Below are 16,127 nucleotides of genomic sequence, written 5' to 3'. Positions count from 1 at the left end.
AAATTCAAGATTAACCAAACGATTTTTTAACAGCAGGAATGAGGAGGTTTAATCAAACGTTTGATTAATAAATTGACTGTTGTTCCCCAGCTTTATAACCTCATTTTGAATAATTTTTTTCTGAATTAGATTGATATTAAAAGGAATTGTTTGCTTTTAGGAGAATGTTATATTAATAAAATCTTTTCTGTTTTAAGAGGTGGATTCTGTGGATATACATGTCCTAGCAAAGGATACGCTAGAGGCACAGGGAATTCGGTGGATCATAGAATCACATTTGACAGGCATACGATTAAGTCAGTGTGATTCTATGGAGACGCTTTTTCAGTCGGTACAAAAGCTGAGGCCGAATCTAGTTATTATTGATATGGATAGGTGGGGGAAGGAAAGTGAGCGAATTTGTGAAATGCTGCAGAGGCATAAAATCCGCTGGCTGGGGATTTCTTCTGAACGAATATTTCAAACAGCCTACCGTGCGCTAAGATTTCGAGCAGAGGATGTTTTGTTTAGGCCATTTTCGGCAGACGATTTAGTGAAGCATGTTCAGCAGCTTCGCTTTCTGGCTCGAAATGAAAAACCTTTCTTCTCGAATCAAAGCTTTAATACAGAAAACAATCAGATCGAATATCCAGACCTTTTTATTGGCAATCAAAAAACTGACTATCCGATTACAATGGTGGCATTTTTGACGCCAAACTCAAGTTTGCTTCATCTTGTATACGATGCATTACAGCGATACCCCTTTCCGGATAAAAATACACTGTTTGCCTTATCGGATTTTATCCTATGCGTGCAGGAAACAGAAAAAATTGAAACATTACAGGAGGTCCTTCATTCATTTCTAACGAGATGGAAGGTGCAGATGGATGAGCCTCTAGCCATTGTAATTAGTATTAGTTCATCAGAACACTCGTTAAAGCAAAAATATCAGCAAATCCAACAATTGACGAAGCGGATTTTTTTCGAAGGGTACGATATTATTTTAGCTGAGAATGATCAAATACTTTCGCGAGAGATGGACCCTTTCCTGACACCACTTGAGCAGCGTCAATGGATTGAAATGCTTGAGAAGCAAAATACAAATGCAATTAAAGAGTGGGTGGAGCATGAATTTCTGACGTATGAGCAGCCATACCCAGATCCTGAAATGGTCCGGATTCGACTTACAAGTGTGCTTGCCCAAATTCGCAGACATATGAAATCTTACAATCTTCAGAGTGAATCTTTGGAAGCTGACTATCATGAAGTTTTCCAACAAATTATTCATAAACCGGTTATTTATCAAATTGTGCAGGAGCTTCTTGCATTTACAGGCCGACTGCTTCATCAAGTTAAAGATCAGCTTTTACAGGAAGGTCCTCGTTCACTCGTTGAAAAAGTCAGAGAATTAATTGAATCGAATTATTGGGATGCGGGGTGGAACTTAGCTGCATGCGCTGAGGCACTTAGAATAAATAAAAGTACGCTAAGTCGGCGATTTGCTAAAGAATCAGGAGTATCTTTCCGTGACTTGCTACACCAAGTAAGAGTACAGGAGGCAAAACGCCTCCTCCAAGAGACAGATTTATCATTAGAAGAAGTGGCAAGATTAACAGGATATACACATCAAACGTATTTTAATGCGAAATTCAAACAGCTTGAGTCTTGTACACCTTCCGCTTATCGGAGCGGTTATAGTAATAATTAAGTAAAGGGGGTCCAATAATAGTGGGCTCCCTTTTTTGTATTCAAGTAAAATCAATCAAACGTTTGATTAAATGGGAAAAAGTCCATTTCGATGCACGTTTAGAAGGATGGTTTCGGCTTCATTGTAAAGAATTGTTTTTTCTTTTTATGAAAACTTTTTTATTAGGCTAGAACGTCCATACTATGTAACTAGTTATGAAATGTATTTTTTATAAAGGAGCTCTTGAAAGGAAATGAAGAAACATGATGTGCATGCACGATTTATCACCTGTATTACTGACTACAAAGATGATTTCTATCGTTTAGCCTACAGCTACGTAAAAAATCAAGAGGATGCATTGGATATTATTCAAGAATCAATAAAAAAAGCACTGACCTCTTTAAACAAAATAAACGACCCGAACTCAATGAAAAGCTGGTTTTATAAAATTGTCGTGCGGACTGCGATTGACTTTCTAAGAAAACAAAAGAAATTAACCCTTGCAGATGATGAAACGATTGAATTTTTAAGCAAAGGAAAAGAAGACACTTACAAGGATATGGATCTTCAGAAAGCTTTAGATGAACTGCCGATTCCGTATAAAACCGTCATTATCCTTCGTTTCTTTGAGGATTTGAAGCTGGAGGAAATCGCCAAGATTTTAGAAGTAAATATTAATACAGTAAAAACACGGCTATACAAAGGATTAAAGCTATTACGAGTCTCAATCACCGAGGAGGAGCTAATCAATGGATAAGAAACTGGAACAATTAAAAGAAGAGTATAAGAACGTTCCGATACCAAAGGAGTTAGATGAAATAATCATGAAGGCACTTCCGCAAAAGAAAAAGAAAAAACACCTATATATATGGCCTGCAGGGGCTGCTGCAGCGGCCATGCTGCTAACGGTAATGGTCAACTTCAGCCCTTCTGCAGCGCATGCCATGTCAAAAGTTCCTTTTATGAAAGGGATTGTAGAAGTGATTACCTTTAATGAGTTTAAAGAAGAAAAGAATAACACAAGCATTAGTGTGAAAACACCGGCGATTTCAGGCCTTGAAAATAAGACATTGGAAGGCAGCTTAAATGAAAAATATCTAGAAGAAAGCAAAAAACTTTATGAGGAGTTCACTGCGGCCAACAAGAATGGCCACCTAGCGATTGATAGTGATTTCGAGGTGGTCACCGATACGCCTCATCTATTATCTATCCGCCGCAGTATTGAAACCATACAGGCTTCTGGATATGTACAGAACCGCTATGTCACCATTGATAAAGAGAATCAATCGTTGATCACTTTAAAGAGTTTATTTAAAGATGATCAGTACGTAAAAGTCATTAGTGAAAACATTAAAGAGCAAATGAAACAACAGATGAAAGCAGACCCTAATAAGATATATTTTTTAACAGATGAGGACGTAGAACCTTTTACACAAATTGATCCAAACCAGCAGTTTTACATTAGTGATGATCATATACTCGTGATTTCATTTGACGAATATGAGGTCGCTCCTGGATATATGGGGGCAGTAGAGTTTAAAATTCCAACCGAGGTTATTTCGGATATCCTCGCTGGGGATAGATATATTCATTAAGTTGAAAACGGCAAACGTCCTTCTCTTCGTTTTAATAAGAAGAAAGGGACGCTTGCTGTTTTTTTTAATAGGCTCTTTTCGCATATATTGTTGTTTTTAGCCTTTGTAGTTTGCCCGTTGATTTCCGCTGCGGGCACTTGCTTTCCGCGGGGAGGGACGGGAGCCTCCTCGGCGCTATCGCCTGCGGGGTCTCCCGCTTCCCTCCATTCCCGCAGGACATTGAATAAACATCCGGGAATAGACTCCGCACGACAAAATGCGGATGCATTTTGGAGGAGTCAAGTACTCTCCGCTCCAATCAACTCAGATATTTAATTTATATTCCCACCTATAAAGCAACAAACTTTATGAAAATAGTCTTTTTAAAAAATACAAGTCCTTCATTACCTTTTTTTGGTATGGGAATCATTTCCACAAAATATTTATTATTTTAGGGAAACAAAATGATTAGATGTTAGCGTCTATTAACCGGAACGAAAAAGTAAACAAATTAAAACTATTTTCGTTTGTCTACATAGGATAGAGGATGGGATGGATACCTTAGGAATATTTTTACAAACACCATGAAGAAATAGGACTACTTTGAGGAGGATTTTTAAGCATGACACAGAAACACCACTATATTCCTGGATTAGACGGACTCCGCGCATTCGCTGTACTATCCGTCATGGCCTATCATTTTAGCTTTAGCTGGGCTAGAGGAGGATTTTTGGGAGTCGATATCTTTTTTGTTTTATCGGGTTATTTAATCACATCTATTGCTTTAGCAGCCCAAGGTAACCAAATGAATCTAAACTTGCGTGAATTTTGGGTGAAACGTTTTCGAAGATTACTTCCAGCAGCATATGTAATGGTTATTACCACTGTTGTGTGGGTTATGCTGTTTAATCAAGATCTCTTACACACTGTACGAGGAGATGCTATTTCTTCGCTTTTTTATACTAGTAATTGGTGGTTTATATTTCACAAGCTTTCCTATTTTGATAGTTTTGGTTCACCATCCCCTTTAAAGAATCTGTGGTCACTAGCGATTGAAGAACAGTTTTATATCCTATGGCCAATCGTTTTAATTGCGGGATCTTATCTATTTAAAAAGCGTAGCAGCTTTTCAATCCTGGTGCTAATAGGGATTATATTTTCTGCTATTTTAATGGGCTTATTATATCAGCCTGGTACAGATGCAAGCCGTGTCTATTATGGGACAGATACTCGGTCCTTTGAATTACTTATTGGTTGTTTTCTTGCCTTTATTTGGCCAATGAAGAGACTTTCTTCTAGAAATCTTACTACTAAGTTAGGAAACATATTGAATTTAACGAGTTTCATTACATTTGGGATTCTTATTCTTTCCGTCGTATTTTTGGATGAATTTCAATCTTTTCTCTATAGAGGAGGGATGGTGTTAGTTTGTGTAAATGCGGCCATTTTGATCGCTTGTATTAGTCATCCAGTTAGCCTTTTGGGAAAATTGCTTTCTTTTAAGCCCCTTCGCTGGGTTGGTTCAAGATCTTACGGAATCTACCTTTGGCATTACCCAGTTATGGTGTTGGGTACCCCTGTCTATGAAATAGGGAATCCAGTAATCTGGCGTGTTGGTTTGCAAGTTGTGATTATATTTATCATTGCAGAAATCTCCTATCGCTTTATTGAAATGCCGATCCGAAAACATGGATTCAGACCATTCCTTCAGCAGTATCTTGCCATCAATGTCTTGAAGTGGAGTAAACTCCCTCTAGTTAGAAAAGTTCCAACAATCCTTCTGCCACTAGTTCTACTAGTGTTTACTACTGGTATTACCAGTATGGTAAAAGGGAATGAGCAAAAGGATTCGATCGATCCATATCCAACCCAAGTGAAAATAAATCATGTAGAGCAGCCTTCTAGTAGTATAGGTTCTGTTTCGATCTCATTTGAAAAACAAGAAATCATGGGAATGAAGGGAAATTCCTCCGATGATGATAATGGAAAAGGATTCGTACCAAAAGAGGAACAGAACGAGGAAATATCAAAAGGGGAGAAATCAGAAACAAGTGTCACAACTGTCAATAAAACTTATTCGAAAATATTGGCTATTGGGGACTCTGTGATGTTAGATATTGCAGCAAGCCTTCATAAAAAATATCCTGATATGACGATAGATGGAAAAGTCGGAAGGCAAGTATCTCAAGCCGTTCAACTCGCACACTCTTACGAAAATTTTAATCAACCGGAAAATGCCGTTATCATTGAATTAGGTACAAATGGTTATTTCACCAATAATCAAATAGATTCATTACTTCAATCATTCTCCAAAGCTCATATCTATTTAGTGAACACACGCGTACCCCGCCCATGGGAAAGCCAAGTGAATAATGCGCTAGCAGCAAAGGCCAAGGAGAATAAGAATATCACATTGGTGGATTGGCATTCTGCAGCCATCAACCATCCAGAATACTTCGCTCCTGACGGTGTACACTTAGTGCCTAAAGGGATCGAAGCTTTAACAACATGTATTGACCAAGCGTTGAAGTGAAACTTTCATCAGTGGGGGCATACTGCCCTTTCATGCATAGAAGCTATCTAATATTCTTCAGGAACTTCTAGAATTAAGTCAGGAAACCGTGAAAGCACATTGACATGCACCCCAATTGTTAGACATAACTAACAATTGGAGTGAAATTTTTTTATGGCGAAATTTTCTTATTTCTCTTCAATGACCTTAAAAGCCTCGCTATTTAATATCTTCTCAACTTCTTCATACCCAGTCGGGAATGCAAAGTTATATCTTGCTGGCAAGGCAAAGACGTAATCCGCGTTGCGTCCTAGCTCCTTAGGATTCATTGGTGCGGCACCAATGTGAAATTTCTCTTCCTGCATCGCGTCCCACTGCTCATGGGTGAACACCATGACAGGGATATCCTGGCGCGGGTTCTGCTTCGTCCATTGTGGGTGTCTGATAGGAAGTAGCGGGCCTGTTTCAATGACCTTGCCGCTTTGCGGTGACATGCCTTCCCACTTATCGGTTAAAATTTGATAATCCATCCAGCTTTCGGGCAAGGAAATTTCAAATCCATAATCTGTATTTTTATACTGAATGCCATCGGCCGCGTACTCGCCTAGCGTTACATCGGTTATGAGCCAGTCATTATTTCTCTTTTTGACGGTCAGATCAATTGGCTGTTTGGCTGCAAAGCCGCCCTTTTCCTTCTCTACGCTTGTGATCTCGATGATTTCTCCTTTTACTTTATAAGAGGCATCTGTAGCCTTCTCAACGGAAAGAATCTCGATCCGTTCCGGCCATGGGCTTGACGTCTGGCGTCCTGGAGCGCCTTCTGGGTTATTGATCCATTTTTCCAATAAGGGCTTCGCAACGAGACCCCCATATTGTTCTGTCATATTTTTCTTCAGCTCTTTTTTCGGCGCTAGCAGCGATACCATTTGTAGCTTTTTGCCAAATTCCTCAACAATGTTAGTCACGAGCTTCTTATCGGATTGACCAGCTTCCTGCGGCTCCTTAGGTTTTTCGGATGCCTGCTCAGACGGGTGCTCTGGGGAAGTGTTGGTTGTGTTTGAACAGCCAAACAGGGACATACTTAAAAGGAGTGTACTTGCGATGGTGAATGTTTTTTTCATATGATGTTCCTCCTAGAATTTTTTTTTAGTTTTCACTTATTAGACGGAAAAAATGACATTTTGTTACAAAATGTAATAACGGACAAATCAAAGCGGCCCCTCTGTCCAAATGTCCGATATCGTCGTTATTACGGACATATCAAAGCGGCCCCTCTGTCCAAATGTCCGATATCGTCGTTATTACGGACATATCAAAGCGGCCCCTCTGTCCAAATGTCCGATATCGTCGTTATTACGGACAAATCAAAGCGGCCTCTCTGTCCAAATGTCCGATATCGCCCTCATAACGGACACATCAACTCCGAACGCCCGTCCAAGTGTCCGATCTCGCATCAATCAAACGTTTGATTAAATTTCATTTAGAATCATTTTTTCACAATCCATTCCACGATGAAATAAATTATAAATAATACAATTCCAATGAAGTTAACTGAGATAAATTATAGAAACATCAATATTTCATAAATAATTATCTGAAATTTCCCTATACAATAAAAATATAAACAAAGGGAGGCAGATATTATGAAAACGATTGCAGATGAAAAAGTGGTACGCTACCGCGGAACAGAATTGAATACGAAGGGCTGGCAGCAAGAGGCGGCGCTTCGAATGCTGATGAATAACTTAGATCAAGATGTGGCTGAGCATCCAGAAAAACTTGTTGTATACGGCGGAATTGGAAAAGCAGCGCGAAATTGGGAGAGCTTCGATGCGATTGTAAAATCCCTTAAAGAGCTTGAAGATGACGAGACACTTCTTATTCAATCAGGTAAACCTGTAGCCATTTTTAAATCACACACAGATGCACCTCGTGTTCTTCTAGCAAACTCGAATATTGTACCTGCTTACGCGAATTGGGATACATTCCATGAACTTGATAAAAAAGGCTTAATGATGTACGGACAAATGACGGCGGGAAGCTGGATTTATATTGGTTCTCAAGGAATTGTTCAAGGAACGTATGAAACGTTTGCTGAGCTAGCTAAGCAGCATTTTAACAGCACACTGAAAAACACAATTACGCTAACAGCAGGACTAGGCGGTATGGGTGGTGCGCAGCCACTTGCTGTAACAATGAACGGAGGGGTTTGCATCGGCATTGATACCGACGAAACACGCATTGACCGTCGAATTGAAACGCGTTACACAGATGTGAAAACAAATTCATTGGATGAAGCGATTCAATGGGCACTGGAAGCCAAGTACGAAGGAAGAGCCTTGTCAATTGGCTTAATCGGAAATGCTTCTGATATTCTTCCAGAAATGATCGCAAAAGGCTTTATCCCGGATGTATTAACAGACCAGACATCGGCTCATGATCCATTAAATGGATATACTCCTTCAGGTATGACGCTAGAAGCTGCTGCTGAATTAAGAGCGGCTGATCCAGCAGAATATGTGAAGCGCTCAAAGGCTTCTATGGCAAAGCATGTTCAAGCGATGCTCGATATGATGGAAAAGGGCGCGATTACTTTTGATTACGGCAATAATATCCGCCAAGTTGCGAAGGATGAAGGGGTAGAAAATGCATTTGCTTTCCCTGGCTTCGTTCCAGCTTATATCCGTCCGCAATTTTGTGAAGGAAAAGGGCCTTTCCGCTGGGTAGCACTTTCTGGAGATCCTGAAGATATTTATAAAACAGATGAAGTTATTTTACGTGAATTTAGCGATAATGAGCATCTTTGCAACTGGATCCGCATGGCACAAGAAAAAATTGAATTCCAAGGACTCCCATCCCGTATTTGCTGGCTAGGCTACGGCGAACGAGCTCGATTTGGAAAAATCATCAATGACATGGTGGCAAGAGGAGAACTAAAAGCACCAATCGTTATTGGTCGTGATCACCTAGATTCTGGCTCAGTTGCCTCGCCAAACCGTGAAACAGAAGGAATGAAGGATGGCTCAGATGTTGTAGCTGACTGGCCGATTTTAAATGCGATGATTAATGCTGTTGGCGGCGCAACATGGGTATCGGTTCACCATGGCGGCGGTGTTGGAATGGGTTATTCACTACATGCAGGTATGGTAATCGTTGCAGATGGAACGAAGGAAGCAGAAGCTCGTCTTGAGCGTGTATTAACAACAGACCCTGGTATGGGAGTTGTTCGCCATGTGGATGCTGGCTATGAACTAGCAGAGAAAACAGCACGTGAAAAAGGCGTCAATATTCCGATGTTAAAAAAAGGGAATGAATAAGAATGACAAAACCAATTTGGATTAAACATATCACACAGCTTGCTACGCTTGCTTCCGAAGAGAAGGGACCACGTTCCAAGGAAGCGATGTCTGAGCTGGGGATTATTGAAGATGGAAGCTTATGGTTGGAAAATGGCGTCATTCAAGCTGTAGGGACAACGAAGGAGCTTGAAAAGCAATACGAGGCGAGAGCGGAAGAAGCTGATATTGTAGATGCCACTGGACACTTAGTTACACCAGGTCTCGTTGATCCTCACACACATGTTGTTTATGGCGGAAGCCGTGAACGTGAATTTGAAATGCGCCTTGAGGGTGCAACATATATGGACATTATGAATGCGGGCGGCGGAATTCATGCGACGACCCGCATGACCCGTGAAGCTTCAGAAGAAGAGCTAATTGAACAGACAACACGTAGACTGGATTCTTTCCTTCAGCACGGTGTGACAACTGTTGAAGGAAAAAGCGGCTACGGCATGAATCTTGAAACAGAATTGAAGCAATTAAGAGTGATGAAAAAGCTTCAGGAATCTCATCCAATTGATCTCGTTCCGACCTTTATGGGGGCTCATGCGGTTCCGCCTGATTTTAAGGGAAGAGAAGATGAATTTGTTGACCATTTAATAGAAGACATGCTGCCTATCGTAGCTGAGGAAAAATTGGCTGAATTCAATGATGTGTTCTGTGAAAAAGGCGTTTTTACCCCTGAACAATCAGAGCGTATTTTAGAAGCTGGAAAACAATACGGGCTGATTCCAAAAATTCATGCGGATGAAATTGAACCATACGGGGGAGCGGAATTAGCAGCAAAAGTCGGTGCGATTTCAGCTGAGCATTTATTAAAGGCATCTGACGAAGGAATTCAAGCAATGGCGAAATCCGGAACCATCGCATGTCTACTTCCAGCAACAGCTCTTTATTTACGCGAACAGGCTGCAGCGGGAAGAAAGATGATTGATGAAGGTGTTGCAGTTGCGATTTCTACAGATGCCAATCCTGGGTCTTCTCCAACCACTTCTATGCCGCTTGTTATGAATCTAGCTTGTATTTCTATGAGACTTACACCAGCAGAAAGCTTAACCGCTGCAACCTACAATGCGGCTTGTGCGATCAATCGGCAAGATCTAGTTGGATCATTCGAAGTAGGAAAACAAGCAGACATCGTTCTATGGAATGTGAAAAGCTATCAAGAATTACAATATCTATTTGGCGTTAACCATGTGAAGTCTGTTTGGAAAAAAGGGGTTCAGGTGGTGTAAGAACGATGAAACAAAGGTGGCTGCAATTTATAAGCAGCCGCCTTTGCCGATAGCGTCGTTTACTTCAAAAGGAAGGGGATTGTGAATGAATACAAATCAAGAGGTGAATAGGCAAACTGCAGTTCCCAAAATAGAGGTAACGTACGAATCTCCGCAAATGTGGAAGTTTTTCGTATACAGCCTGATTGGTGCCTTCATGTTTTTCATTCCGGTAACAATAGGAGAGAAAAACTCTATCATGCTCGATCATATTGTCTCGTTTATTCAAAAGCACGCGGCGCCAGCTTTACCATATTATGCGCTGCTTATTATTGCAGCAGGTGCCATTTATCCGTTTCTTTCAGGAAAATGGAAAAAATCGAAGGTAGATATTGTTTTTTCTTTTTTTAAGGCGATCGGATTATTAGTCGGTCTTATGCTTGTATTTAACTTCGGTCCAGCATGGTTATTTGATCCGAGCATGGGTCCATTTTTATTCGATAAACTCGTCGTGCCCGTCGGCCTGCTAGTCCCGATTGGTGCGGGTTTTCTGGCACTTCTAGTTGGTTACGGTCTACTTGAATTTGTCGGCGTTTTGGCAAAGCCGATTATGCGTCCGATTTGGAAATCTCCGGGACGATCTTCCATTGATGCCGTAGCATCGTTTGTCGGTAGCTATTCATTGGGTCTATTAATCACAAATCGAATATACAAAGAGGGAAAATATACAGCGAAAGAAGCAGCAATCATAGCCACTGGTTTTTCAACGGTTTCGGCTACTTTTATGGTCATTGTAGCTAAAACATTAGGTTTGATGGAAATGTGGAATACATATTTTTGGGTAACGCTCGTTGTGACATTTGCGGTAACTGCGATAACGGTGAGAATTTGGCCTTTATCAAAAATTAAAGATGACTATTATGAAGGATCTACACCTCAACCAGAAGTTGAAATTCAAGGGAACCGATTTGTAGCGGCATGGAGTGAAGCAAAGGCAACAGTGGCTAACTCACCTTGTTTGCTTGATAACATCTGGACGAATGTAAAGGATGGCTTGCTAATGGCGATGGCTATTCTTCCGTCAATATTATCGATTGGATTGTTAGGATTAGTCCTAGCGGAATATACACCAATATTTGATTGGATTGGCTATATATTTTATCCGGTTACGGCCGTAATGCAGCTGCCGGAACCAATGCTCGCTGCAAAAGCAAGTGCACTTGGCATTGCGGAGATGTTTTTGCCAGCCCTGCTAGTGACAGAATCTGTACTTGTGGTGAAATTTGTTATTGCTGTTGTCTCTGTCTCAGCGATTATTTTCTTCTCAGCATTCGTCCCTTGTGTCGTAGCGACAGAAATTCCAATTTCAATTCCTCAGCTTATCATCCTTTGGATTGAGCGGGTTATACTGACAATTATTATTGTTACGCCAATTGCCTATCTAATACTGTAAAGTTATTCTGAAAGAAAAAGAGGAAGTAGACTTTGCTAGTCTGCCTCCTCTTTTAAATAAATAAGTTCCCAAACTATCGTGAAGCATACTTGCTTGATGTTTTTACCTCATTTAATTGATGATTTGGTTCTTTTTTCGGTTACTTCAGAAAAGCCCCTTTAATGAAAGAACAAATTTCCCTATTCCTCTTGTTAACTTTAAATTCAATAATTGACACAGGAATAGCTATTAAAACGAATAGTATATTTAAAGCATTACCACATCAACATTGATTAACTAGGATAGTGAATTAAAACTGAACACTTTACTTTCCTATTTCCCTTGTTCCTATAAATATGAGGTCTGCCTGCATCAAAAATAATCGAGTCCTCGCAATCGACTACATATAGCTTTTCATTAACTTCAACTTCTAAAGTCCCCTCATATACAAAAATGTATTCTTCTACTCCCGCATTATGCGGTTCTGATTTATGCTCACATCCTGGTTCTAAGGTTATTAAAAAGACCTCAAACTGTTTTTCCGGATTAAATGGTACAAGTGGATACACACGATACTGTCCATCATTTTCAATAACTGGCTCTACTTCCTCCTTTTTTATTAAAGTAACAGATGGTCTATCTTGACTTATTAGTGAAGAGAATGATAATCGTAGCCCATTTGCTATTTTCCAAAGAGTTGTTACAGTTGGATTCGACTCGCCCCTTTCGATTTGTCCTAACATGGTTTTGCTAACACCTGTTAATTCGGATGTTTTATCTAAACTAAAATTTCTTTCCTGCCGGACACGTTTTATATTTTTGCTGATATTTTTATTAATTTGATCCATAAATTGACCTCCAATAAAACATATATACGTCATATTGTACAAATGTGCGTTATAGTATATTATAAAACCATATAGCGTTCAAATATACACTATATAGTCCAAAGTATATGAAAAAGGGGAAATTGTCTATGGAAAACCGTTCTATTTTTTCAGGTGTTCATCAAGTTATTGGTAACACTCCAATGGTTCATCTATCTAGAATTACAGAAGGTCTTGATGGAAATATTTTTGCTAAACTTGAATATTTAAATCCTGGTTTTAGCAAAAAAGATAGAATTGGTTTACAGATAATTGAAGAGGCTGAAAAGGCAGGAATACTCAAGCCTAATCAAACTGTTGTAGAACTGACAAGCGGCAATACTGGTACAGGACTTGCGATTGTATGCGGAGTGAAAGGTTATAAATTTGTTGCTGTCATGTCTAAGGGAAATTCATTGGAAAGAGCTAGAATGATGGAAGCGCTGGGAGCAGAGGTTGTTTTAGTAGACCAAGTACCTGGTTCACCGGTAGGGCAAGTATCTGGAGAGGATCTTGCAAAAGTTGAAGAGGTAGCACAACAAATAACAAAAGAAAGAAACGCATTTCGTGCAGATCAATTTAATCATATTGGAAATATACATGCTCACGAATATCACACAGGGGAAGAAATGTGGAGACAAACAAACGGAGAAATAGATATTTTTCTAGATTTTGCAGGTTCTGGTGGTACTTTTACCGGATGCGCGAAAACTTTAAAAAAGTATAACCCCGACATTCGTTGCTATTTAGTTGAACCAGATTCTGCCCCCTTTTACTCTGGTAAACCTGTAATGAATCCAAATCATAAGATTCAAGGTGGGGGATATTTAATGGACTTGCCTCTACTGGATAAAAATTTAGTTACAAACTACATTCATATTACAGATGATGAGGCTACACAAGTTGCAAGAGATTTAGCAAAAAAAGAAGGAATATTTGCAGGATTTTCTTCAGGAGCGAATGTTGCTGCTGCACTAAAACTATTGAAACAGGAAGAAAAAGGAGCAAATATCGTATTAACGATAAATGATTCTGGTCTTAAATATCTAAGCACAGATCTGTATAAATAAATGATTGGCTTTCCCCCTTCGTTCTAATTGATTGAATAACACAAGAAAGTATCGATATGATTATCGATACTTTCTTGTGTTACTTAACGGCTGTTGGTTATAAAAAAGAATGAATTAAAAATAGAATTGCAAAAGCAATACCAGACCGCAAATGCCACTTCCGGTCCATCCTCTGATATCGAAATAGTCCCGATATAGGAACTGGAAGCAGGACTAGCAAGGAAACCAATCCGCTAATATTATTAAAATCAAATTTGAAGCCGTGCATAAAGACAGCTACCGTATGCAAGATGATAAAAGCGATGGCGATAATCGCTGCTGGAGTATGCCATCTTCGGGTAAAGCGCAGTAAAGTGGACAACCACTTTTTTACCTTGCTTTGACCTTTCAGCATACGAAGCCTAATAATACGAAGAAGCACATAATAAGCAAGTACAAAAAATAAGGCAATTCTTGCACTGGAACCAAAACCTTTAAATGTATGTTTGAACTGCTTGCTGTGCAAAGTGGTTAATGAAAGCTGTGATAGTCCCTTAAGTTCCCAAAACATTATCGAAACAGCGATAATAATCGCTACGATTATCCATACTCGTTCCTTTTTAGGAATCCATCCTTGTTTTTGGACCTTGATTTCCCGTGTATTCATTGACCTGTCCTCCTATACGTTGTTCAAATAAACTAAATATGACAAATAAATGCCTCCATGTTTTTTATAAAATAAACCACTCAAAGTTAAAATAACCTTCAATTTTATTTAAATACAATGTAGCTCGATAAATGAATGCATTTTCTATATTTATGATTTCTTAATTAAAAATTAATTGATAAAATCGGTTAATATGAATAAGACAAAAAAGCTATTCACTTTTCTTTTCAACTCCCCTAGAAAATGTTATAACGAATTATAAGGTTTGAATTATCAGACAACATCATAGAGGCGCTTCTAAGGAAGAAATTCAGTTGAAGCTCGTTTCCTGCTGATCATATTCAAAATAATTTTCCAACTAGAAAGAGTGATTATATGTCAACGAATGTTATTCATGGAAAAACAATTGCGGAATGGAAAAAAGAATATCCGATTCTATCAGAAATGACGGATTTAAAGGAAGTTTTTTGGACCAATCCGAAGCATAACACAAGTGGAGAGGCACCTTCTTTAACGATGGAGGATGTAATCGACGCAGAAAAAAGGCTTGCTCGTTTTGCTCCATACATAGCAAAGGTATTTCCGGAAACGGCGAAAGATCACGGTATTATTGAATCGCCGCTTTTTCATATTCCGAAAATGCAAGAAAGGCTTGAAGGATTCTATCAAACGGAGTTGCCTGGCAACTTATTTTTAAAAGGGGATAGCCATCTGCCGATTTCAGGCTCTATTAAGGCAAGAGGCGGAATTTATGAGATTTTGAAATATGCTGAGGAACTGGCTATCAATAATAACATGCTAACACTTGAGGACGATTACTCGATTTTAGCGGAGCCAAAGTGTAAAGAGTTCTTTTCTGGCTATTCTATTGCAGTTGGATCGACAGGGAATTTAGGGCTTAGCATCGGAATTATGAGCGCAAAGCTTGGTTTCAACGTATATGTGCATATGTCAGCCGACGCAAAGCAATGGAAAAAAGATTTGCTTCGTGAAAAGGGTGTTGTCGTAGTTGAGCATGCTTCTGATTTTAGTGAAGCTGTCGCGCAAGGAAGAAAGCAGGCTGATGAGGATCCGAATATGTATTTTGTCGATGATGAAAGCTCAGAAAGTCTTTTCCTTGGGTACGCAGTAGCAGCAATTCGTTTAAAGAAGCAGCTAGAGGATAAGAATGTGAAGGTAGATAAAGAGCATCCATTATTCGTTTATTTACCTTGCGGTGTTGGCGGCGGTCCTGGCGGAGTGACATTTGGTCTTAAACAAATTTTTGGTGATCATGTTCACTGCTTCTTCATTGAACCAACCCATTCCCCATGCATGCTTCTTGGATTAGTAACAGAACTGCATGATGAAGTATCCGTTCAGGAATTTGGCATTGATAACAAAACGGAAGCTGACGGACTTGCAGTGGGACGTCCATCTGCATTTATCGGCAAAACGATTGAAAACAAACTTAGCGGCATTTGCACGGTCGAAGATGAAAAATTATTTACTTACTTGGCTTTGCTTGCAACGGAGGAGGAAATCTATCTGGAACCGTCCGCTCTCGCTGGTTTTGCAAGCTATGTCCAATTATTTAAATCACAAGCAGGTAAAGCTTATTTAAATAAGAATGAGTTAGAGCAAAACTTACAGGCTGGAACGCATATTGTCTGGGGAACAGGCGGAAGTATGGTGCCTGAGAATGAAATGAAGCGATATTACGAAAGAGGAAAACAAACAATATAATAAGTAATTATCAAGTCGGTCACGGAAAGGCCTGCAGGACAAGCGTTCAGAAAATGATCCAAGATCAAAACTCTGTCCGCA

At 39.6% G+C, this 16,127-nt stretch carries 12 protein-coding genes; 9 read left to right on the top strand and 3 right to left on the bottom strand.

Going from position 1 to position 16,127, the window contains the following annotated elements; translation table 11 throughout:
* Positions 1-208 precede the first annotated feature (208 nt).
* The 4 genes from F7731_RS21025 to F7731_RS21010 all read left to right on the top strand — a co-directional run bounded on the left by F7731_RS21025 (position 209) and on the right by F7731_RS21010 (position 5,773).
* Positions 209-1,687 (top strand): response regulator transcription factor, encoded by a 1,479-nt coding sequence (locus F7731_RS21025; protein ID WP_151536769.1) that lies wholly within the window; start codon positions 209-211, stop codon positions 1,685-1,687.
* Positions 1,688-1,919: 232 nt separating this feature from the next.
* Positions 1,920-2,423 carry an RNA polymerase sigma factor SigV gene (gene sigV / locus F7731_RS21020; protein WP_151536768.1) on the top strand — a complete coding sequence of 168 codons (504 nt, stop codon included), beginning with the start codon at positions 1,920-1,922 and terminating at the stop codon, positions 2,421-2,423.
* The gene (rsiV, locus tag F7731_RS21015) at positions 2,416-3,261 is read left to right on the top strand and encodes an anti-sigma-V factor RsiV (RefSeq protein ID WP_151536767.1); all 846 of its coding nucleotides are present in this window, start codon (positions 2,416-2,418) and stop codon (positions 3,259-3,261) included. The genes sigV and rsiV overlap by 8 nt, the downstream gene beginning before the upstream one ends.
* A 601-nt stretch (positions 3,262-3,862) precedes the next feature.
* Entirely contained in the window at positions 3,863-5,773 is a 1,911-nt protein-coding gene (locus F7731_RS21010; RefSeq protein ID WP_151536766.1) for an acyltransferase family protein, read from the top strand.
* Positions 5,774-5,940: 167 nt separating this feature from the next.
* On the opposite strand, the gene F7731_RS21005 is transcribed toward F7731_RS21010, so the two are convergent.
* A complete protein-coding gene (locus tag F7731_RS21005; RefSeq protein WP_151536765.1) occupies positions 5,941-6,873 on the bottom strand; it encodes a hypothetical protein in 933 nt (310 codons plus the stop codon).
* 522 nt (positions 6,874-7,395) lie between these two features.
* Between F7731_RS21005 and hutU the strand changes: the two genes are divergently transcribed.
* The 3 genes from hutU (at position 7,396) to F7731_RS20990 (ending at position 11,760) form a co-directional block, all read left to right on the top strand.
* Positions 7,396-9,069, top strand: a complete 1,674-nt coding sequence (gene hutU / locus F7731_RS21000) for a urocanate hydratase (RefSeq protein ID WP_151536764.1) — start codon at positions 7,396-7,398, stop codon at positions 9,067-9,069.
* A gap of 2 nt (positions 9,070-9,071) precedes the next feature.
* Complete coding sequence (gene hutI / locus F7731_RS20995) at positions 9,072-10,328, top strand: imidazolonepropionase (protein ID WP_151536763.1); 1,257 nt, start codon at positions 9,072-9,074, stop codon at positions 10,326-10,328.
* A 157-nt stretch (positions 10,329-10,485) separates the two neighbouring features.
* Positions 10,486-11,760, top strand: coding sequence for a YjiH family protein (locus tag F7731_RS20990; protein ID WP_246197369.1), 1,275 nt, complete (start codon positions 10,486-10,488; stop codon positions 11,758-11,760).
* 272 nt (positions 11,761-12,032) lie between these two features.
* Here F7731_RS20990 and F7731_RS20985 read toward each other — a convergent pair whose 3' ends face one another.
* Positions 12,033-12,587, bottom strand: coding sequence for a helix-turn-helix domain-containing protein (locus tag F7731_RS20985; RefSeq protein ID WP_151536761.1), 555 nt, complete (start codon positions 12,585-12,587; stop codon positions 12,033-12,035).
* Positions 12,588-12,715: 128 nt separating this feature from the next.
* On the opposite strand from F7731_RS20985, the gene F7731_RS20980 reads away from it, so the two are divergent.
* Positions 12,716-13,675, top strand: a complete 960-nt coding sequence (locus tag F7731_RS20980) for a PLP-dependent cysteine synthase family protein (protein ID WP_151536760.1) — start codon at positions 12,716-12,718, stop codon at positions 13,673-13,675.
* A 97-nt stretch (positions 13,676-13,772) separates the two neighbouring features.
* Here the strand turns inward: F7731_RS20980 and F7731_RS20975 are convergent, their stop codons facing one another.
* Positions 13,773-14,321: a hypothetical protein gene (locus tag F7731_RS20975; RefSeq protein WP_151536759.1), complete on the bottom strand. Its 549-nt coding sequence runs from the start codon at positions 14,319-14,321 to the stop codon at positions 13,773-13,775.
* A 375-nt stretch (positions 14,322-14,696) separates the two neighbouring features.
* On the opposite strand from F7731_RS20975, the gene dsdA reads away from it, so the two are divergent.
* Positions 14,697-16,046 (top strand): D-serine ammonia-lyase, encoded by a 1,350-nt coding sequence (gene dsdA, locus F7731_RS20970; protein WP_151536758.1) that lies wholly within the window; start codon positions 14,697-14,699, stop codon positions 16,044-16,046.
* Positions 16,047-16,127: the final 81 nt, after the last annotated feature.

This window comes from Cytobacillus depressus (assembly GCF_008923245.1).
Classification (GTDB): Bacteria; Bacillota; Bacilli; order Bacillales; family Cytobacillaceae; genus Cytobacillus; species Cytobacillus depressus.
This window is presented reverse-complemented; position numbering and strand designations above follow the sequence as displayed.